The 17935-nt window shown below is 67.6% G+C and carries 18 protein-coding genes; 9 read left to right on the top strand and 9 right to left on the bottom strand.

Annotated features, from left to right (window positions below; genetic code table 11):
- Positions 1 to 152: 152 nt before the first annotated feature.
- The 6 genes from guaD (at position 153) to dtd (ending at position 5792) form a co-directional block, all read left to right on the top strand.
- On the top strand, positions 153 to 1439 hold the full coding sequence (guaD, locus tag BLV97_RS02335; RefSeq protein ID WP_035840907.1) for a guanine deaminase: 1287 nt from the start codon (positions 153 to 155) through the stop codon (positions 1437 to 1439).
- 106 nt (positions 1440 to 1545) lie between these two features.
- A complete protein-coding gene (locus BLV97_RS21755) occupies positions 1546 to 2271 on the top strand; it encodes a CerR family C-terminal domain-containing protein (RefSeq protein WP_081824984.1) in 726 nt (241 codons plus the stop codon).
- Positions 2268 to 3218, top strand: a complete 951-nt coding sequence (locus BLV97_RS02325; RefSeq protein WP_035840904.1) for an HlyD family secretion protein — start codon at positions 2268 to 2270, stop codon at positions 3216 to 3218. The genes BLV97_RS21755 and BLV97_RS02325 overlap by 4 nt, the downstream gene beginning before the upstream one ends.
- A 71-nt stretch (positions 3219 to 3289) precedes the next feature.
- Positions 3290 to 4207, top strand: a complete 918-nt coding sequence (locus tag BLV97_RS02320) for an ABC transporter ATP-binding protein (RefSeq protein WP_035840937.1) — start codon at positions 3290 to 3292, stop codon at positions 4205 to 4207.
- The gene (locus BLV97_RS02315) at positions 4204 to 5340 is read left to right on the top strand and encodes an ABC transporter permease (protein WP_035840901.1); all 1137 of its coding nucleotides are present in this window, start codon (positions 4204 to 4206) and stop codon (positions 5338 to 5340) included. The genes BLV97_RS02320 and BLV97_RS02315 overlap by 4 nt, the downstream gene beginning before the upstream one ends.
- 14 nt (positions 5341 to 5354) lie before the next feature.
- A complete protein-coding gene (dtd, locus tag BLV97_RS02310) occupies positions 5355 to 5792 on the top strand; it encodes a D-aminoacyl-tRNA deacylase (RefSeq protein ID WP_035840900.1) in 438 nt (145 codons plus the stop codon).
- 139 nt (positions 5793 to 5931) lie between these two features.
- Here the strand turns inward: dtd and doeA are convergent, their stop codons facing one another.
- Positions 5932 to 7107, bottom strand: coding sequence for an ectoine hydrolase DoeA (gene doeA, locus BLV97_RS02305; RefSeq protein ID WP_035840898.1), 1176 nt, complete (start codon positions 7105 to 7107; stop codon positions 5932 to 5934).
- A 180-nt stretch (positions 7108 to 7287) separates the two neighbouring features.
- Here doeA and BLV97_RS02300 point away from each other — a divergent pair, with 180 nt between their 5' ends.
- Positions 7288 to 7953 carry a nucleoside/nucleotide kinase family protein gene (locus BLV97_RS02300; RefSeq protein ID WP_035840896.1) on the top strand — a complete coding sequence of 222 codons (666 nt, stop codon included), beginning with the start codon at positions 7288 to 7290 and terminating at the stop codon, positions 7951 to 7953.
- A 15-nt stretch (positions 7954 to 7968) separates the two neighbouring features.
- Here the strand turns inward: BLV97_RS02300 and BLV97_RS02295 are convergent, their stop codons facing one another.
- Both BLV97_RS02295 and BLV97_RS02290 read right to left on the bottom strand, forming a co-directional pair.
- Positions 7969 to 8931: a phosphoribosylaminoimidazolesuccinocarboxamide synthase gene (locus BLV97_RS02295; RefSeq protein ID WP_035840895.1), complete on the bottom strand. Its 963-nt coding sequence runs from the start codon at positions 8929 to 8931 to the stop codon at positions 7969 to 7971.
- 418 nt (positions 8932 to 9349) lie between these two features.
- The gene (locus BLV97_RS02290; RefSeq protein ID WP_035840893.1) at positions 9350 to 10288 is read right to left on the bottom strand and encodes a pirin family protein; all 939 of its coding nucleotides are present in this window, start codon (positions 10286 to 10288) and stop codon (positions 9350 to 9352) included.
- Between the two features lie 351 nt (positions 10289 to 10639).
- On the opposite strand from BLV97_RS02290, the gene BLV97_RS02285 reads away from it, so the two are divergent.
- Positions 10640 to 10876: an Lrp/AsnC ligand binding domain-containing protein gene (locus BLV97_RS02285; RefSeq protein WP_035840890.1), complete on the top strand. Its 237-nt coding sequence runs from the start codon at positions 10640 to 10642 to the stop codon at positions 10874 to 10876.
- 1 nt (position 10877) lies between these two features.
- A complete protein-coding gene (locus BLV97_RS02280; protein ID WP_035840887.1) occupies positions 10878 to 11639 on the top strand; it encodes an SDR family oxidoreductase in 762 nt (253 codons plus the stop codon).
- 49 nt (positions 11640 to 11688) lie between these two features.
- Here BLV97_RS02280 and BLV97_RS02275 read toward each other — a convergent pair whose 3' ends face one another.
- From BLV97_RS02275 to BLV97_RS02250, 6 genes are all read right to left on the bottom strand, one after another.
- Positions 11689 to 12450: a TIGR02186 family protein gene (locus tag BLV97_RS02275; RefSeq protein WP_035840885.1), complete on the bottom strand. Its 762-nt coding sequence runs from the start codon at positions 12448 to 12450 to the stop codon at positions 11689 to 11691.
- On the bottom strand, positions 12447 to 13382 hold the full coding sequence (locus BLV97_RS02270) for a sulfite exporter TauE/SafE family protein (protein ID WP_035840884.1): 936 nt from the start codon (positions 13380 to 13382) through the stop codon (positions 12447 to 12449). The genes BLV97_RS02275 and BLV97_RS02270 overlap by 4 nt, the downstream gene beginning before the upstream one ends.
- Positions 13383 to 13473: 91 nt before the next feature.
- Complete coding sequence (locus BLV97_RS02265; RefSeq protein WP_035840882.1) at positions 13474 to 14274, bottom strand: purine-nucleoside phosphorylase; 801 nt, start codon at positions 14272 to 14274, stop codon at positions 13474 to 13476.
- Positions 14258 to 15223: an ABC transporter permease gene (locus BLV97_RS02260; protein WP_035840881.1), complete on the bottom strand. Its 966-nt coding sequence runs from the start codon at positions 15221 to 15223 to the stop codon at positions 14258 to 14260. The genes BLV97_RS02265 and BLV97_RS02260 overlap by 17 nt, the downstream gene beginning before the upstream one ends.
- Positions 15223 to 16317, bottom strand: coding sequence for an ABC transporter permease (locus tag BLV97_RS02255; RefSeq protein ID WP_035840878.1), 1095 nt, complete (start codon positions 16315 to 16317; stop codon positions 15223 to 15225). Before BLV97_RS02255 ends, BLV97_RS02260 begins: the two co-directional genes overlap by 1 nt.
- Positions 16317 to 17930 carry an ABC transporter ATP-binding protein gene (locus tag BLV97_RS02250; protein WP_035840875.1) on the bottom strand — a complete coding sequence of 538 codons (1614 nt, stop codon included), beginning with the start codon at positions 17928 to 17930 and terminating at the stop codon, positions 16317 to 16319. Before BLV97_RS02250 ends, BLV97_RS02255 begins: the two co-directional genes overlap by 1 nt.
- Positions 17931 to 17935: the final 5 nt, after the last annotated feature.

Genomic DNA, 17935 nt, shown 5'->3' with positions numbered 1-17935 from the left:
CGCCCCCCCGGCCTGGATCTTCCCGTCGGATTGACCGGACCCTAGCCGAAAGTGTTTCTTCGAAACAGAGGCAACGGGAAAATTTACCCCATCGCGAAAGCCGCCTAGATTGGCCAACGGACAAGCGCCGCGGCGCAAAGCGGAGAGGGTTGATGGCAGAGCTGATCCTGGGCCAGGTGTTGACTTACGCGGCCGATCCCCTTGCCGAGGGGCCGGGGGCCGCGCGCCATCTGGGCCATGGCGCGGTGCTGGTCGAGGACGGGCGCATCCTGGCGGTCGGCGGGGCGGAGGATCTGCGCGCGGCCCATCCGCAGGCACAGGTCACGGACATGGGGCGGGCGCTGCTGTCGGCCGGGTTTGTCGATGCCCATGCCCATTATCCGCAGACCGCGATCATCGCCTCCTGGGGCAAGCGGCTGATCGACTGGCTGAACAGCTATACCTTCCCCGAAGAGGCGCGCTTTGCCGACCCCGCCTATGCGCGCGAGGTGGCGCGGCGCTATTTCGACCTGACGCTGGCGAACGGCACCACCACCGCCGTCAGCTATTGCACGATCCATCCGGCCAGCGTCGAGGCCTATTTCGAAGAGGCCCGGCGGCGGGGTCTGCGGGCGCTGGGCGGCAAGACCTGCATGGATCGCGACACCGCGCCCGAGGGCCTGCGCGACACCGCGCGATCGGCCTATGACGATTCGAAGCGCCTGCTGGAGAATTGGCACGGGCGGGACCGGCTGTCCTATGTCATCACCCCGCGCTTTTCGCCCACCTCGACGCCAGAGCAGCTTGCCGCGCTGGGCGCGCTTTGGGCCGAGCATCCCGATTGCCTGATGCAGACCCATCTGAGCGAACAGCTGGATGAAATCGCCTGGGTCAAGACGCTCTATCCGCGGGCGCGCGATTACCTCGACACCTATGAAGCCCACGGGTTGCTGGGGCCGGGCGGTCTGTATGGCCACGCGATCCACCTGGAACGCCGTGAGGTCGACCGCCTTCGCGCGGTGGGCGCAAGCGTGATCCACTGCCCGACATCGAACACTTTCATCGGCTCGGGGCTGTTTGACATGGCCGGGCTGACGGGCGCGGGGCTGAAGGTGGGGTTGGCCACCGATACCGGGGGCGGGTCGTCGTTTTCGATGCTGCGCACGATGGCCGCGGCCTATGAGGTCGGGCAATTGCGCCACAACCCACTGCACCCGGCGGTGCTGTGGTGGCTGGCGACGCAAGGCTCGGCAAGGGCGCTGGGGCTGGCCGACCGCATCGGCAACCTCGCCCCGGGGATGGAGGCCGATCTGATCGCCGTCGATCTGGCCTCGACGCCCGCGATCGCGCAGCGCGCGGCGCGGGCCGGTGATCTGTGGGAGGCGCTGTTCCCCACGATCATGATGGGCGATGACCGCGCCATCGCCGGCGTCTGGGTGGGGGGCGCGCGGGCGAAATAGCGCCCGGCGCCGCCGCACGCGGGCGGGGCGCGGTTGGGGTGGGGCGCGATTGGGGCTGGACATGATCAAACGTTTGATTTAATCATTCGTTTGAATGAGAGGTCCCATGCCCCGCGATCCCGACAAGACATCTGCGCCAAAGAACCGTGCCGACCGGACTGGCCCCAACACTGGCCCCAGCACTGGCCGCGACGAGGCTGGCCCCGAGGCCACCCGTGCCGCGCTGATCGCGGCGGGGCTGCATCTTTTCGGGCACAAGGGCTTCGCCGCGGCCTCGACGCGCGAGATCGCGGCGCGGGCGGGGGCGAATGTGGCCGCGATCGGTTATCACTTCGGCTCCAAGGCCGGGCTCAGGCTTGCCTGCGCGGATGAGGTCGCCCGGCGCCTGGCCGGGGTGATGGCGAGGGTCGAGGCCGGCTCGCCGCCGCGTTCCCCGCAAGAGGCTCGGCAGCGCCTGCAGGCCGGGGTGCGCGCCATGGTCGCCTTTATCGCCGCCGCGCCCGAGGCCGCCGATCTTGCCGCCTTCCTGCTGCGCGAGATGACCGACGAGGCCGGCACGCTCGACCGCCTGTACGACAGCGTCGTTTCCCCCAGGCACGGCGAATTGTGCCGCCTGTGGGGGCAGGCCACCGGCACCGACCCCGACAGCGAGGACACCCGCCTGTCGGTCTTCGCGATGATCGGCCAGATCATCTATTTCCGCATCGGACGCCCGATCATCCTGCGCCGGATGGGGTGGCGGCAGATGCAGGCCGGGCCGCTGTGCGACATCCTGGTCCGCCACCTCAACGCCGCGCTCGATGCGGCCACAGCCGAGGGGAAAGCCAAATGATCCTGTGTTCCGTGCCGGTCCTCAGCGCCTTCCTGTCGGCCTGCGCCGCGCCCCCGCCGCTGGCCACCGGCTATGTCGAGGGCGATTACGTTCTGGTCGCGCCGGTCGCCGTGGCCCAGGTAGAGGCGCTGAAGGTACGCCGGGGGCAGCATGTCAAGGCAGGCGCGGTGCTGGCGGTCACCGAGCACCGCGATGCCGAAATCGCGCTGGCCCAGGCCACTGCCGCGCTTGCCCAGGCGCAAAGCCAGTTGGCCAACCTTCAGGAAGGCCGCCGCCCGCAGGAGATCGCGGTGATCGCGGCGACGCTGGCCTCGGCCGAGGCGCAGGCGAATGAGGCATCGAAGGAAGTCGCCCGGCTGAGCAGCCTGAACGACCGCGGGGTGACCAGCCAGGCGCAACTTGACGGCGCGACGACCCAGCTTGAGGTGGCCCGCGCCCAGGTGGCCCAGGCCAAGGCCAACCTGGCCGTCGCGCGGCTGCCCGCACGCCCCAAGCAGATCGAGGCCGCCGAGGCCGCGGTGGCCCAGGCCCGCGCCCGCCGCGACGCCGCCGCCTGGCAGCTGTCGCAGCGCACGCTGCTGGCGCCCAGGGCGGGCACCGTCTTTGACATCCTGCGCCGGGCGGGGGAAATCGCCGGTCCGCAAGCGCCGGTGATCTCGTTCCTGCCCGACGGGGCGGTGAAGCTGAAGCTGTATTTCCCCGAGACCGCGTTTGCCCGCATTCACCCCGGCGCCGTCCTGAATGTCCATTGCGACGGCTGCGGCCGCGGCGAGAAGGCGAAGGTGACCTATGTCTCGGACAGCCCCGAATTCACACCGCCGGTGATCTATTCGCTGCAAAACCGCCAGAAGCTTGTCTATCTGGTCGAGGCAAAGCCCGAGCCGGGCGCGGTGCTGCTCAAGCCCGGCCAGATCGTCGACGTGGACCTGCCGGGGGCGGACAAGTGAGCGCCGCCCCCGCCACGCCCGTCCCCGCCACGCCCGTCCCCGCGCCGCCCGGCTCCGGCGGCCGCCCCGCGATCGACGTGAAGGGGCTGGTGAAGCGCTACGGCGAGCGCACCGTGGTGGACAATGTCTCGATGCAGGTCGAGACGGGCGAGATCGCGGGTTTTCTGGGTCCCAACGGCTCGGGCAAGACCACGACGATCCGGGTGATGTGCGGCCTGCTGACGCCCGACGCGGGCGAGGGCCAGGTGCTGGGCCACGACCTGCGCCGCGACGCCCGCCGCATCAAACGCGAAGTCGGCTACATGACCCAGAGGTTCAGCTTCTACGAGGATCTGTCGATCGCCGAGAACCTGGCCTTCGTCGCGGGTCTCTACGACCTGCGGCCGGTGAAGAAATACGTCTCGGACACGCTGGCCGACCTGGGCCTGACATCGCGCCAGCACCAGTTGGCGGGCAGTCTTTCGGGTGGCTGGAAGCAGCGCCTGGCGCTGGCGGCCTGCATCATGCACAACCCCAGGCTTCTGTTGCTCGATGAGCCCACGGCGGGCGTCGACCCCAAGGCGCGGCGCGAATTCTGGGACGAGATCCACCGGCTGGCGGCGGGTGGCATGACGGTGCTGGTCAGCACCCATTACATGGACGAGGCCGAGCGCTGCCACCGGATCAACTATATCTCCTATGGCAAGCTGGTGGCGCGCGGCACGGTGGCCGAGGTGGTCGCGGGCGCGGGCCTGACGACCTATGTGGTCGAGGGCGGGGTGGGCGCCGATCTGATCGCGCTGGACGACCGGCTGCGCGCGGCGCCGGGCGTCGAGCAGGTGGCGCCCTTCGGCGCGGTGCTGCATGTGGTGGGCCGCGACGCGGCGGCGCTGAAGGCTTCGGTCACTCGGATCGCGGCCGAGGCCGGCGCGCGCGCGACGCCGGCCGAGACCAGCCTGGAGGACGCCTTCATCCATTTCATGCACGGCGCGAAGGACAACATGGCATGACCCGGGTGCTGTCGCTTCGCCGCCTGCGCGCGATGCTGGTGAAGGAAACCATCCAGATGCGGCGCGACCGGGTGACCTTTGCGATGATGCTGGGCATTCCGCTGCTGTTGCTGATCCTGTTCGGGTTCGCCATCAACACCGACCCCAAGCATCTGCCCGCCGCGTTGGTGGCGCCGACCCAGGACCGCTACACCCGTGCCATCGTCACCGCGCTGGAGATGACGGGCTATTACCATTTCACCTACCCGAACGTCTCGGCGGCCGAGGCCGAGCGGCTGATCGCGGACGGCACGGTCAGCTTCGTGGTCACCATCCCGTCGGATTTCGGCCGTCGGGTGGCGCGCGGCGACCATCCCCAGATCCTGATCGAGGCCGACGCGACCGATCCGGCGGTGGCCTCGGGCGCGGTCTCGACGCTGGGCACGGTGGCGTCGCAGGCGCTTCTGCGCGAGGCAGGCGCCGAGGCGCAGGCGGCGCAGGCCGCGGCCAGCCAGCTTCAGGTGATCGTGCACAAGCGCTACAACCCCGAGGGCATCACCCAGTACAACATCGTGCCGGGGCTTCTGGGGGTGATCTTGCAGATGACCATGGTGATGATGACCTCGATGGCGCTGACCCGCGAGACCGAGCGCGGCACGATGGAGAACCTGCTGGCGATGCCGGTCTCGCCGCTCGAGATCATGCTGGGCAAGGTGTTGCCCTATCTTGCGGTGGGGGCGGTGCAGATGGCGGTGATCCTGGGCGCGGCGAAGGTGCTGTTCCATGTGCCCTTCGTCGGCGCGATGTGGCTTTTGCTGCTCGGGGTGCTGCTGTTCGTGCTGGCGCTGGTGCTTCTGGGTTACACGATCTCGACCATGGCGCGGAACCAGATGCAGGCGATGCAGCTGGCGTTCTTCTTCTTCCTGCCCTCGATCCTGCTGTCGGGCTTCATGTTCCCGTTCCGCGGCATGCCGGGCTGGGCGCAATGGGTGGGCGAGATGCTGCCGCTGACGCATTTCCTGCGGCTGGTGCGGGCGGTGATGCTGAAGGGCGCGGACCTTGCGACGGTGCGCCCCGAGGTCGGGGCGCTTCTGGCCTTCATCCTGGTGTTCTCGCTGCTGGCGCTCAGCCGCTTCCGCCGGACGCTGGACTAGGCTAGACCGGCACGATGAGAGCATTGATCCAACGGGTGAGCACGGCGCGGGTCGCGGTCGGGGAACGGGTGACGGGTGAAATCGGCCCCGGCCTTCTGATCCTGGTCTGCGCCATGCAGGGCGATACCGATGTACAGGCCGACGCACTGGCGGCGAAGATCGCGAAACTTCGGATCTTCAGGGACGCGGCGGGCAAGATGAACCGCTCGCTTCTAGACACCGGCGGCGCGGCGCTGGTGGTCAGCCAGTTCACCCTGGCCGCCGACACCTCGCACGGCAACCGGCCCGGCTTTTCGGCCGCCGCGCCCCCCGACGAGGGCAAGCGCCTCTATGAATATTTCGCGGCCGCGCTCGCGGGTCTCGGGATCGTGGTGCGGACCGGCGAATTCGGCGCCGACATGTCGGTCAGCCTGACCAACGACGGCCCCGTCACGATCTGGGTGGAAATGTAGGAGGCTGGGGGTTTCACACCCCCAGACCCCCGTGGAGTATTTTTCCCAAGATGAAGGACGAAATGCGCCCGATTTCTTTCATCTTGGCGCAAATACTCCGGGGGTCCGGGGGCAGAGCCCCCGGCGCCGGCCTTGCAACCTAGGCTTTCACCACCAGTTCGCGCGGCACGTTGGCCAGGCATTCCACCCCGGTTTCGGTGATCAGGATGCTTTCGGTCATCTCGAAGCCCATGTCCTGCAGCCAGAGCCCGGTCATGAAGTGGAAGGTCATGCCCGTCACCAGCTCCGTCTTGTCGCCGCGGCGCAGGCTCATGGTGCGCTCGCCCCAGTCGGGCGGATAGCTCAGCCCGATGGGATAGCCGGTGCGGCTGTCCTTCTCGAAGCCGTGCCTGGCCAGCGTGTCGAAGAAGGCCACCGCGATGTCCTCGCAGGTGTTGCCGGGCCTGGCGGAGGCGAGGCCGGCCTCCATCCCCTCGGCGACCGCCGCCTCGGCGTCGCGGAAGGTCTGGGTGGGTTCGCCCAGGAAGAGGGTGCGCGACAGCGGGCAATGATAGCGGCGGTAGACGCCGGCGATCTCGAAGAAGGTGCCTTCGCCCTTCTGCAGCGGGCGTTCGTCCCAGGTCAGGTGTGGCGCGGTGGCCTCGCGGCCCGAGGGCAGCATCGGCACGATCGCCGGATAATCGCCGCCGATCCCGGGCACGCCGCGCAAGCTTGCGTCGTAGATCTCGGCCACCAGATCGCATTTGCGCATGCCGACCTCGGCCACGTCGCGGATGCGGGCGTGCATCGCCTCGACCAGACGCGCGGCCTGGCGCATATGGGCGATCTCGGCCTCGGACTTGACCGCGCGCTGCCAATTCACGAGGCCCGTGCAATCGGTGAAGGGCGCGTTCGGCAGGTTGCGCGAAAGGCTGGCGAAGGCCGCCGCGGTGAACCAGTAATTGTCCATCTCCACGCCGATCCGCGCCGCGCCGTGGCCGCGGTCGATCAGCTGGGCCGAGAGGTAATCCATGGGATGGCGCTCGGTCGACTGGACGTAATGGTCGGGGTAGGGGATCAGGCTGTCCTCGGCCAGCCAGGCGGTCAGCTTGGCGCCCTCGGCATCCATGGCGCGGCCGAACCACAGCGGTTCGCCCGTCATGGTCAGCACCACCGCTTGATGGACGTAGAAGGACCAGCCGTCATAGCCGGTCAGCCAGTGCATGTTGGACGGGTCGGTGACGATCAGTAGATCGACCCCGGCGCGGTCCATAGCGGCGCGGGTGCGGGTAATGCGGGCGTCGTATTCGGCGCGGGTGAAGGGGGGCAGGGACATGTCGTTCCTTTCACGATTCTCGGGCAGCAGCTTCCGTCCGGGCGGGCGGAAGGGCAACCCCTGCCGGTGGCCTGCGAAACGGTCTGAAACCTGCGTTCACATCCTGTGATCGGCGCCCGCTTGCGCGAGGGCGGCGTCCGGGTCAGTTTCTAGCGACACCACGGGCAGGAAAGGGTTTCCATGAGGACCACTCGCAAGACCGTCCTGCAGGAGTTGGCGCGCAGGATCCTGGCCGCCGGGGCTGGCGGGCCGCTTCGGGTGGCGATCGACGGGCGCACCGCCTCGGGGAAAACCACGCTTGCCTACGCCTTGGCCGAGACGATCGCGGCCTTGGGGCGCCCGGTCATCCAGACCTCGATCGACGGGTTTCACCGCCCGCGGGCGGAACGCTACGCACGGGGGCGCATGTCGGCGGAGGGGTATTATTACGATGCGCGCGATCTGGGGGCGGTGAGGGAGCTTTTGCTCGATCCCCTGGGGCCCGGGGGCGACCGGCGCTATCGCACGGCCAGCTTCGATCTTGAACGCGACCAGCCGATCGATCAGCCGCCCAGCTTGGCCCCCGAAGAGGCCGTGCTGATCGTCGATGGCACCTTCCTGATGCGGCCGGAACTGGCCGGGGCCTGGGATGTCACGGTCTTCCTGAGCACGACCGAGGCCGAGGCCGAACGGCGCGGGCTGGGGCGTGATGCCGACAGGCTGGGTGGCACTGCCGCCGCGCGGCGGCTCTATGCCGAACGCTACCGCCCTGCCTTTGCTCTGTATGACCGACTGTGCGGACCCCGCGCGCGGGCCGATATCGTCGTCGACAACACTGACCTCGTGCGGCCGGTGCTGTTGGGCTGACGGCCCCGGCTTGCCCTAGCGAGGGAAATAGGGGCCAAGGTTGGCGCGCACGCGATCAAGCGGCGTGGCGCCGCCGGCGTCGGGGACGAAGGGCTGGCCGGTGATCGCCTCATAGGCCTGGATATAGACCTGGCTGGTCTTTTCGATCATTTCGGCGGGGATCTCGGGGATCGGGTCGTGATAGGGATCGCAGCGCGCGCCGACCCAGGCGCGGATGAAATCCTTATCAAAGCTGGGCGGACGGGTGCCGTTTTCCAGCGCAGACTGATAGCCATCGGCGATCCAGTAACGCGAACTGTCCGGGGTGTGGATCTCGTCGGCGAGCAGGATGCGGCCCTCGGCATCGGTGCCGAATTCGTATTTCGTGTCGACCAGGATCAGCCCCCGTTCGGCGGCGATCTTCTGGCCGCGGGCGAAAAGCGCCAGCGCGTATTCCGCGACCCGGTCCCACTGCGCCTGGGTCAGCAGGCCGTCGGCCACGATCTGTTCGGCGGTCAGCGGCTCGTCGTGGCCGCCGTCGAAGGCCTTCGAGGTGGGGGTGATGATCGGCGCGGGCAGGGCCTCGTTGTCGCGCAGGCCCTCGGGGAATTGGTGGCCGTACATTCGCCGCTGGCCCTGCTTGTAGAGCGTCAGGATCGAGGTGCCGGTGCTGCCCGCAAGATAGCCGCGCACGATCACCTCGACCGGCAGGATGTCCAGCCGCTTGCCCACCACCACGTTGGGATCGGGGTAGTCGAGCACATGGTTGGGGCAGATGTCGGCGGTCCGCTCGAACCAGTAGCGCGCAACTTGCGTCAGCACCTGGCCCTTCCAGGGGATGCAGGCCAGGATGCGGTCGAAGGCGCTGATCCGGTCGGAAGAGATGATGATCCGCCGCGGGCCGTGGGTGGCGTCGGCGGGAAGGTCGTAATTGTCGCGCACCTTGCCGCGGTAGTAGTTCGGCAGTTCCGCGATCACGGCGTCTTCGAGGATGCGCATTCGGGGGCCTCCGGTCAGGTTCGCATCCCTATCCGACGCGGCCCGGGGGGTGTCAATGGCCGCGCGCGGGGCAGGGGCGGCGCGTGGCCGGAAATTTACGCGCAAAGGGGGCGCTGCGCGCGGGGCCCTGACGGTTTGCAGTGCCAGCGGAGGAGGATGGGGCGGCGCCGGCGCAGCACCTCGCGCGCCGAGAGGGCCGCGGGCGCCGAGCCGGACCTCTTGCCGGCCGGTACGCGCGTGGAACGCGCAGGGAGAGCGCCTGCCCGCCCGGACGGGCTGGCGCTTTGCAGCTCTCGATCGCGTCTCAGCGCGGGGAGGGGTTGGGCCATAAATGGCGATGCGCGACCGGTCGGCGCGCCACCCCGTGGGCAGGCGCTCGCCCTGCTTTCGCGGCTTAGTGGGCGCGTCGCCCCGCCGCCTACCGCTCCGGCGCGGGGATGAATTCGCCATTGTCGCCGGGCGGCAGGCGGAAGCGGCCATGCGCCCAGTCGCCGGCGCGCCAGGCCTCTTTCGCGGCCTCGATCTTGTCCTTCGACGAGGCCACGAAATTCCACCAGATATAGCGCGGCCCGCCCAGTGTGGCGCCGCCCAGCAGCATGATCCGCGCGCCCTGATCGCCCGCCCGCACCGCGATCCGATCGCCGGGGCGGAACACCAGCATCCGCCCGGCCGCGTAGGTCTCGCCGCCGACCGAGACGCTGCCCTGAAGGATATGGACACCGCGGTCCTCGTGGTCGTCGGGCAGCGGGATTGCCGCGCCCGGCGCCAGTTCGGCATCGGCATAGAAGGTCTCGGACGGCATCTCGAACGGGGCCTTTTCGCCCCAGCCGGTGCCCAGGATCAGCCGCAGCTTCTTGCCCTCGCCTTCCAGAACGGGCAGCTCCGCCCTGGCCACATGCAGGAAATCCGCGGCACCCTCTTCGCGGTCCTCGGGCAGGGCAAGCCAGGTCTGCACGCCCAGCATCTGGCGCACATGGTCACGCTCGCCCTCGTCGGTGCGTTCGGAATGGGTGATGCCGTGGCCTGCGACCATCCAGTTCACCGCGCCCGGCTCGATCCATTGATCGGTACCCAGGGAATCGCGGTGATGCAGGCGGCCCTGCAGCAGATAGGTCACCGTGCCCAGCCCGATATGCGGATGCGGGCGCACGTCGATGCCCTGACCGGTCAGGAATTCCGACGGCCCGATCTGGTCGAAGAAGATGAACGGGCCGACCATCTGGCGCCGGGCCGAGGGCAGGGCGCGGCGCACCTCGAAACCGCCCAGGTCGCGGGCACGAGGGACGATCTCGGTCTCGATCCGGTCAACGGCGTCGCCGACGGGGATGGCGGGGTCCAGTGCGGGGTTCCAGCTCATGTCTTTCTCCTTTCGCCTGCACTTCATTCATATAGTAGGCGGGGCATGTGCGTCAGCTTGAAGTGGCGCAGGCAGGCTGCGCATCCGCGCACATTCGGCCGGCGGTGGGCGGCTTTTTCCCCGCACCGGGGATTTGCGCCGGGCGGGAACACAGGCCGCATCGGGCCTTTCATGGCGTCTTTGCGGCGCGGACATCCCGCGCGGGTCTGGACGCCGTGCCCCCCCCGGCGCCCGCCTCCGCCCGGGGGGGGAGCCGCGCGGCAATTCCCGGACTGGCGCGGCCACCCGCCGAACCCCTCTGGCGAGCCGCGCCCCGACGCCCTAGTCTGGCGCCAAACAAAGGAGATCCCGATGCGCTGCGTATTCGTCCAGTTCCGCTGCCAGCCCGGCCAGACCTACGAGGTGGCCGAAGCGATCTATGACCGAGAGGTCGTGTCCGAGCTGTTCTCGACCTCGGGTGATTACGACCTGCTGGCCAAGGTCTATATCCCCGACGGGCAGGACGTGGGGCATTACCTTTCCGACCGGCTGTTCGACATCCCCGGCATCAGCCGCACGCTGACCACGATCACCTTCAAGGCCTTCTAGGGTGGCGCGGGCCGCCGACAGCGCCGCCGCGGGGACCGTGATCGTCACCGGCGCCAGCGCCGGCATCGGCCGTGCGGTGGCCTTGCTGTTCCTGCGCGAAGGCTGGAACGTCGCCTTGCTGGCGCGCCGGCTGGACCGGTTGCAGGAGATCGCGGATGGCGAGGCGCGCGCCCTGGCGCAGCAATGCGACGTGACCGATCCGGACGCGGTGGACGCGGCCTTCGCCGCCGCCGCCGCGCGGTTCGGCCGGATCGACGTGCTGTTCAACAATGCCGGCCTCTTTCCGCCCCAGGGCTCGATCGACATGGTCTCGAACGAGGATTGGGCCCGGGCCGTGGCGGTGAACCTGACGGGGATGTTCTATTGCGCCCGCGCGGCCTTCGGCGCGATGCGGGCGCAGCGGCCGCAGGGGGGGCGGATCATCAACAACGGCTCGATCTCGGCCCATGTGCCGCGGCCCGGCTCGGTCGCCTATACGACGACCAAACACGCGATCACCGGGCTGACAAAGTCGCTGTCGCTGGATGGGCGGCCCTATGACATCGCCTGCGGGCAGATCGACATTGGCAATGCCCGCACCGAGTTGTTGCAGGAGGTGATCGACCGTGCCCGCGCCGAGGACCCAGAGGCCCCGGTGCCGCCGACGATGGATGTGGCGCATGTCGCCGAGGCGGTGCTGAACATGGCCCGGCTGCCACCCGAGGCGAACGTGCAGTTCATGACGCTGATGGCGACGAAGATGCCCTATATCGGGCGCGGCTGAACCGGGCGCGGCAAGGCTTGGTGCCGGGGCGAAGGCCCGGACCGCGTGCCTAGCGCCGCAGCAGCTGGAACGCGGCCGAGGCCAGCCAGCCCGCGCTGATCGCGATGAACAGCGACAGAATGCCGTAAAGCGCCGGGCGATCGGCCGACAGGTTGAACAGCCAGCGTTCGATCCCGGCCTTGCGCACCTCGATCGAGGTTTCCGACATGTCGATCACCTTGCGATCCTGGGTCAGGAAGATGCGCAGCTTGTACGCGCCCTCGGTCAGGTTCGCGGGCAACTGCACCCGGGTGCTGAACAGCGTGTTGTCCCTGAACTTGACTGCGCCGATTTCGTTTTCGTACTTGCCATCCTTGGTGCGGATCTTGATCAGCGCGTCGATGAACTTCTTCGGATGTTGGGCAGTGGCCGTGCCGCCGATCTCGCGGATCGCAAGCGGGACCGAGATGTGATAGCGCAGATCCTCGGTATGCGAGATGAGATCGAACAGCGGCCCGGTGGTCGACACCGCATAGAAGCTGGGCGCGCTGTCGACATGCACCGATTCATGGTTTGCCCAGATGCCGAAGATCCGGGCCTTTTTGCGCACGATCAGCGGCTCTGACGGGCCTTCCAGGGTGATGACGATATTCTGGGTCTGGCCCTTGGGCAGGGGCGCGTCGCGGGCGACGGCACCATAGACCAGGATGTCGGAGCCGTCGAAATTGGCGGTGATCGCCACCTGATCGCGGCTGACCCCAGTCACCAGCTTCTGGGCGCCGGCGGTGGTGGCGAAAAGCGCAAACAGCAGCGTCAGCAGGAGCCGGGTCATGACGCGTGCCCCACCACGTTGAGATTGTAAAGATCCGCCGGATGCAGCACCAGCCCGAAGAAGATCTTCAGGCAGACCGCCAGCACCAGAAGCGCCAGCAGGATGCGCAGTTGTTCGGCCTTCAGCCGCAGCCCGATGATCGCGCCGATCTGCGCCCCCACCACGCCGCCGACGATCAAGAGCAGCGCAAGCACCAGATCCACCGACTGGCTGGTCAGGACGTGGGCCATCACCGCATAGGCCGAGATGAAGATCACCTGATAAAGCGAGGTGCCGACAACCACCTTGGTGTTCATCCCCAGGATGTAGATCATCGCGGGCACCAGGATGAACCCGCCGCCGACGCCCAGTGTCGTGGTCAGGAAGCCGATGAACACCCCCAGCAGGATCGGCGGCAGCACCGAGATATACAGACCCGAGGTGCGGAATTTCACCTTCAGCGGCCATTTCTGCGCCTTGGAATGGCCCCGGCGGCGCACCGGCGCCGTCTTGCCGTCGCGGGCCTCGCGCCGGTTGCGCAGGATCGCCCGCAGGCTTTCTTGGAACATCATTGTCCCGATCAGCCCCATCAGCACGACGTAGGAGACCTCGACGAACAGGTTGATATGGCCAAGACGTTCCAGTTCGCGAAACACATAGATGCCGATGGTCGAACCGACGAAACCCGACAGCAGCATCACCGTGCCCATGCGGAAATCGACCGTGCGGCGCTTGAGATGCACCATCACCGCTGAAACCGACGAGGCCACCACCTGCACCGCGCCGGTCGAAACCGCGACGGTCGGCGGGATGCCGATGAAGAACAGGGCAGGGGTGATCAGAAAACCGCCGCCGACGCCGAACATGCCCGACAAAAGCCCGACGACACCGCCGATGCCAAACAGCAGGAAGGCGTTGACCACGACTTCGGCGATGGGAAGGTATATTTGCATAGCGGCCCCGCGTCGCGGAAAGTTGCGTTCTGATGCACTGGCTCGGCCTTGGAGTCAAACCTTTGCATACGTGAATATGAAGAATTCACATTCAACTTAGCAAATATCGTCGCAGGATCCGTTCGAGTTTTTCCGCGCCCTGTGGCGCGACCGCCTTGGTCTGGGCGTGGCTGATCTCTTCATCAGCCAGTCCGGCGCCCATGTTGGTGATCGTCGATATCGCTGCGACCCGCAGCCCCAGGAACCGCGCCAGGATCACCTCGGGCACCGTGGACATGCCGACGGCATCGGCGCCAAGCGTCCGGATGGCGCGGATTTCGGCGGGGGTCTCGAAGCTGGGCCCCGAGAACCAGGCATAGACGCCTTCGGGCAGGGCGATGCCCTCGGCCCGGGCAGCGGCCTGCAGCCCGGCGCGCATCTCGGCGTCATGGGCATCGGTCAGGGGGACGAAACGGGCGTCGCTGGGCTCTCCGATCAGGGGGTTCGTTCCCGAAAAATTGATATGATCGCTCAGCAGCATAAGCCCGCCGGGCGGGATGTCGGGGCGCAGGGATCCGGCCGCGTTGGTCGCGATCAGCCGCTCGGCCCCCAGGGCGCGCAGCACTTCAAGCGGCCGGCGCATGGCGTCCGCGCGGCCGGATTCGTAGTAATGCGCGCGCCCGGCGAAGATCGCCACGCGGGTGCCCTCCAGATCGCCGACCACCAGTTTCGCGCTGTGCCCCGAGACGCCGGCATGGGGAAAGCCCTCCAGTTCGGCATAGGGGATCGCGACGCCGTCGACGGCCTCGGCCAGAGGACCCAGCCCCGAGCCCAGGATCAGCCCCAGCGCGACGGGTTCCGCGCCCGCCCGCGCCCGGATCAGATCGGCCAGCGTCTCAGCGTTCCTTGACATAGGGCTCACCTCCGGCGCGTGGCGGGATCGCCTTGCCGACAAAGCCTGCAAGGATGATCACGGTCAGGATGTAGGGCAGGGCTTCCATCACCTGGTTGGGGATGTGCAGCGGCCCGATGTCGAGCGTCTGGTAGCGGTATGACAGCGCCGCGAAGAAGCCAAACAGCATGGTCGAACCCAGCGCGTACCACGGCCGCCATTTGGCGAAGATCAGTGCCGCCAGCGCGATATAGCCGCGTCCCGCCGTCATTTCGCGCCCGAAGCCCGAGGCCAGCGATGTCGACAGATAGGCGCCGGCCGCGCCGGTGAGCAACCCGGCGATCAGCACCGCCGAATAGCGCAGGCGGATCACCGAAACGCCGGCCACATCGACGGCGGCGGGGTTTTCGCCCACCGCGCGCAGCCGCAGCCCGAAGCGGGTCTTGTACAGCACCCACCAGGTGGCGGGCACGCACAGGAAGGCGATGTAGACCAGGATCGTATGCCCCGAAAGCAGATGCTGATAGACGGGGCCGACCCCGGGGATCGCGCCGATCTCCTTGGCGAAGGGCAGGGTGATCGGCTCGAACCGGCCGCCGGGGCGCAGCGAGGGCGTGGCGCCGCCCTGCTGGAACCAGCTTTGCGCCAGCAGCACGGTCATCCCCGATGCCAGGAAGTTAAGCGCCACCCCCGAGATCAGCTGATTGCCGCGGAAGGTGATCGAGGCCAGCCCGTGGATCAGCGAGAACAGCATCGCGGCGCCGATCCCCGCCAACAGCCCCAGCCAGGCGTCGTTGGTGACATAGGCCACGGCCCCCGACATCATCGCCGCGGCCAGCATCTTGCCTTCCAACCCGATATCGAAGATGCCGGCGCGTTCGGAAAACAGCCCCGCCAGACAGGCCAGCAGCAGCGGCGTGCCCAGCCGGACCGAGCTGTCGAGGATCTCGATGATCGTGGCGTAATCCATCACGCGCGTCCTTTCCGGCGCCGCAGGAACAGTTTCTCAAGCGGCATCCTGACGACATTGTCGAGCGCCCCGGTGAACAGGATCACCAGCGCCTGGATCACGATCACCAATTCGCGCGGGACATTGGCCCAAAGCGCCAGCTCGCCGCCGCCCTGATAGAGGAAGCCGAACAGCAGCGCGGCCAGGAATACCCCGAACGGGTGGTTGCGCCCCATCAGCGCCACCGCGATGCCGATGAAGCCGGCCCCTTCCGAGGCATTCATGATCAGCCGGCCGCTTTCGCCCATGGTCGAATTCACCGCCATCATGCCCCCCAGCGCGCCCGAAATCAGCATCGCGTACATGGTGATGCGCACCGGGCGGATACCGGCGTAATGGGCGGCGGGTTCGGATTTGCCGAAGGCGCGGATCTCGTACCCCAGCCGGGTGTGCCAGATCAGCAGCCAGACCAGCACGCAGGCCGCCACCGCCAGCAGAAGGGTGACATTGGCCGGTGTGTGCCGGGCGAAGGGAATGCCGAACACCCCCAGCATCTGATGGAGAGAGGGCAGCGTCGTCGCGGCCGGAAAATTCGCGGTCGAGGGATCCATCGAGCCTTCGGGGCGCAGCACGTTGACCAGCAGGTAGTTCAACAGCGCCGAGGCGATGAAGTTGAACATGATCGTGGTGATCACGATATGGCTGCCGCGCCTGGCCTGCAGCCAGGCCGGGATCGCGGCCCAGGCCGCCCCCAGCAGCGCCGCGCCGACGCTTGCGCCGACAATCGCCAGCCACCAGTTCGGCCAGGGGATGAACAGGCACATTAGCGCCACGCCCAGCCCCCCCATCGTCGCCTGGCCCTCGCCGCCGATGTTGAACAGCCCCGCATGCGAGGCCACCGCAAAGCCAAGCCCCGTCAGCATGAAATTGGTGGCGTAATAAAGGGTATAGCCCCAGCCATAGGTGGACCCCAGCGCCCCAGTCACCATGATCCGGATCGCCTCGAACGGGTTTTCCCCGATCGCCCACATCACCAGTCCCGACAGGAAGAAGGCGATCAGCAGATTGAGCAGCGGAACCAGGACCACATCGGCCCAATGCGGCATTCGTTCCATCAGGCGGCCTCTCCGTCCGGTTTGCCGGTCACACCGGCCATCAGAAGTCCCAATTCGCGCTCATCCGTCTGATCGGGCAGGCGTTCGCCCATGATGCGGCCGTCGAACATCACCGCGATCCGGTCGGACAGCGACATGATCTCATCGAGTTCCACCGAAACCAGCAAGATCGCCTTGCCCGCGTCGCGCAGCGCCACGATCTGCTGGTGAATGAACTCGATCGCGCCGATGTCGACGCCGCGGGTCGGCTGGCCGACAAGCAGCAGGTCGGGGTTGCGCTCGATCTCGCGCGCCAGCACGATCTTCTGCTGGTTGCCGCCCGAGAAGTTCTTCGCCGCCAGTTTCGCATCCGGCGGGCGCACGTCGAAACGCTCCATCTTGGCCTGGGCCTCGCGCAGGATCGCGGCATTGTCCATCAACAGGGCATTGCGCTGATAGGCGGGATCGTGGTGATAGCCGAAGGCGATGTTTTCCCAGGCGGCGAAATCCATGATCAGGCCGGTATGCTGGCGGTCCTCGGACACGTGCGCGATGCCCGCCTCGCGGCGCGAGCGCGCATCCGCCGGCCGCCCGACCAGCGGCAGTTCGCGCCCGTTCAGCACGATGCGCCCGGTGGCGTCGCGGATGCCGCCCAGAACCTCCAGCAGTTCCGACTGACCGTTGCCGGCGACACCGGCGATGCTCAGGATCTCTCCGGCGCGGACCTGCAGGCTGACGCCCTTCAGGCGCTCCACCCCGAACCGGTCGCGCACATGCAGATCCTCGACCTCGACGACGGTGCGGCCGGGCCGGGCGGGCTTCTTGTCGACCCGCAGCAGAACCTTGCGGCCGACCATCAGCTCGGCCAGCGCCTGGGGGTTGGTGTCGGCGGTCCTGACCGTCGCGGTCATCTCGCCGCGGCGCATCACTGAAACCGTGTCGGTGATCTCCATCACCTCGCGCAGCTTGTGGGTGATCAGGATGATCGTCTTGCCCTCGCGCCGCAGGTTGGCGAGGATGCGAAACAGGTGATCGGCCTCGGCCGGGGTCAGCACGCCGGTGGGTTCGTCCAGGATCAGGATATCGGCCTGGCGATACAGCGCCTTGAGGATCTCGACCCGCTGCTGGTGCCCGACCGAGAGGTTCTCGATCACCTCGTCGGGATCGACGTTCAACTCATATTCGCGGGCAAGATGCAGCAATTCCTTGCGGGCCTTGGCCAGCGAGGGGCGCAACAGCGCGCCGTCCTCGGCGCCCAGGATCACGTTCTCCAGCACGGTGAAGTTCTGCACCAGCTTGAAATGCTGGAACACCATGCCGATCCCGGCGCGGATCGCGGCCTGGCTGTCGGGGATCTGCGTGGGCTTGCCGCCGATCAGGATCTCGCCCGCGTCGGCCTTGTAGAAGCCGTAAAGGATCGACATCAGCGTCGATTTCCCGGCGCCGTTCTCGCCGATGATGCCGTGGATCGTGCCGCGCCGGACCCGGATCGAGATGTCCTTGTTCGCCTGCACCGGTCCGAAGGCCTTCGAGATGCCGCGCAACTCGATCGCCAGCGGGGCGTCGGCGGACAAGGAGTCGGAAGCGTCTGGGGCGGCAGTCGCCTGCCGCCCCGGTGTGGTGTCGTTCGACATCTGCG

The organism is Allgaiera indica (assembly GCF_900106675.1).
Classification (GTDB): domain Bacteria; phylum Pseudomonadota; class Alphaproteobacteria; order Rhodobacterales; family Rhodobacteraceae; genus Acidimangrovimonas; species Acidimangrovimonas indica.
This window is presented reverse-complemented; position numbering and strand designations above follow the sequence as displayed.

Coding starts and splice junctions, on each gene's coding strand:
- guaD (WP_035840907.1), top strand. CDS start 153: ATGGCAGAGCTGATCCTGGGCCAGGTGTTGACTTACGCGGCCGATCCC.
- BLV97_RS21755 (WP_081824984.1), top strand. CDS start 1,546: ATGCCCCGCGATCCCGACAAGACATCTGCGCCAAAGAACCGTGCCGAC.
- BLV97_RS02325 (WP_035840904.1), top strand. CDS start 2,268: ATGATCCTGTGTTCCGTGCCGGTCCTCAGCGCCTTCCTGTCGGCCTGC.
- BLV97_RS02315 (WP_035840901.1), top strand. CDS start 4,204: ATGACCCGGGTGCTGTCGCTTCGCCGCCTGCGCGCGATGCTGGTGAAG.
- dtd (WP_035840900.1), top strand. CDS start 5,355: ATGAGAGCATTGATCCAACGGGTGAGCACGGCGCGGGTCGCGGTCGGG.
- doeA (WP_035840898.1), bottom strand. CDS start 7,107: ATGTCCCTGCCCCCCTTCACCCGCGCCGAATACGACGCCCGCATTACC.
- BLV97_RS02300 (WP_035840896.1), top strand. CDS start 7,288: ATGAGGACCACTCGCAAGACCGTCCTGCAGGAGTTGGCGCGCAGGATC.
- BLV97_RS02295 (WP_035840895.1), bottom strand. CDS start 8,931: ATGCGCATCCTCGAAGACGCCGTGATCGCGGAACTGCCGAACTACTAC.
- BLV97_RS02290 (WP_035840893.1), bottom strand. CDS start 10,288: ATGAGCTGGAACCCCGCACTGGACCCCGCCATCCCCGTCGGCGACGCC.
- BLV97_RS02285 (WP_035840890.1), top strand. CDS start 10,640: ATGCGCTGCGTATTCGTCCAGTTCCGCTGCCAGCCCGGCCAGACCTAC.
- BLV97_RS02275 (WP_035840885.1), bottom strand. CDS start 12,450: ATGACCCGGCTCCTGCTGACGCTGCTGTTTGCGCTTTTCGCCACCACC.
- BLV97_RS02270 (WP_035840884.1), bottom strand. CDS start 13,382: ATGCAAATATACCTTCCCATCGCCGAAGTCGTGGTCAACGCCTTCCTG.
- BLV97_RS02265 (WP_035840882.1), bottom strand. CDS start 14,274: ATGTCAAGGAACGCTGAGACGCTGGCCGATCTGATCCGGGCGCGGGCG.
- BLV97_RS02260 (WP_035840881.1), bottom strand. CDS start 15,223: ATGGATTACGCCACGATCATCGAGATCCTCGACAGCTCGGTCCGGCTG.
- BLV97_RS02255 (WP_035840878.1), bottom strand. CDS start 16,317: ATGGAACGAATGCCGCATTGGGCCGATGTGGTCCTGGTTCCGCTGCTC.
- BLV97_RS02250 (WP_035840875.1), bottom strand. CDS start 17,930: ATGTCGAACGACACCACACCGGGGCGGCAGGCGACTGCCGCCCCAGAC.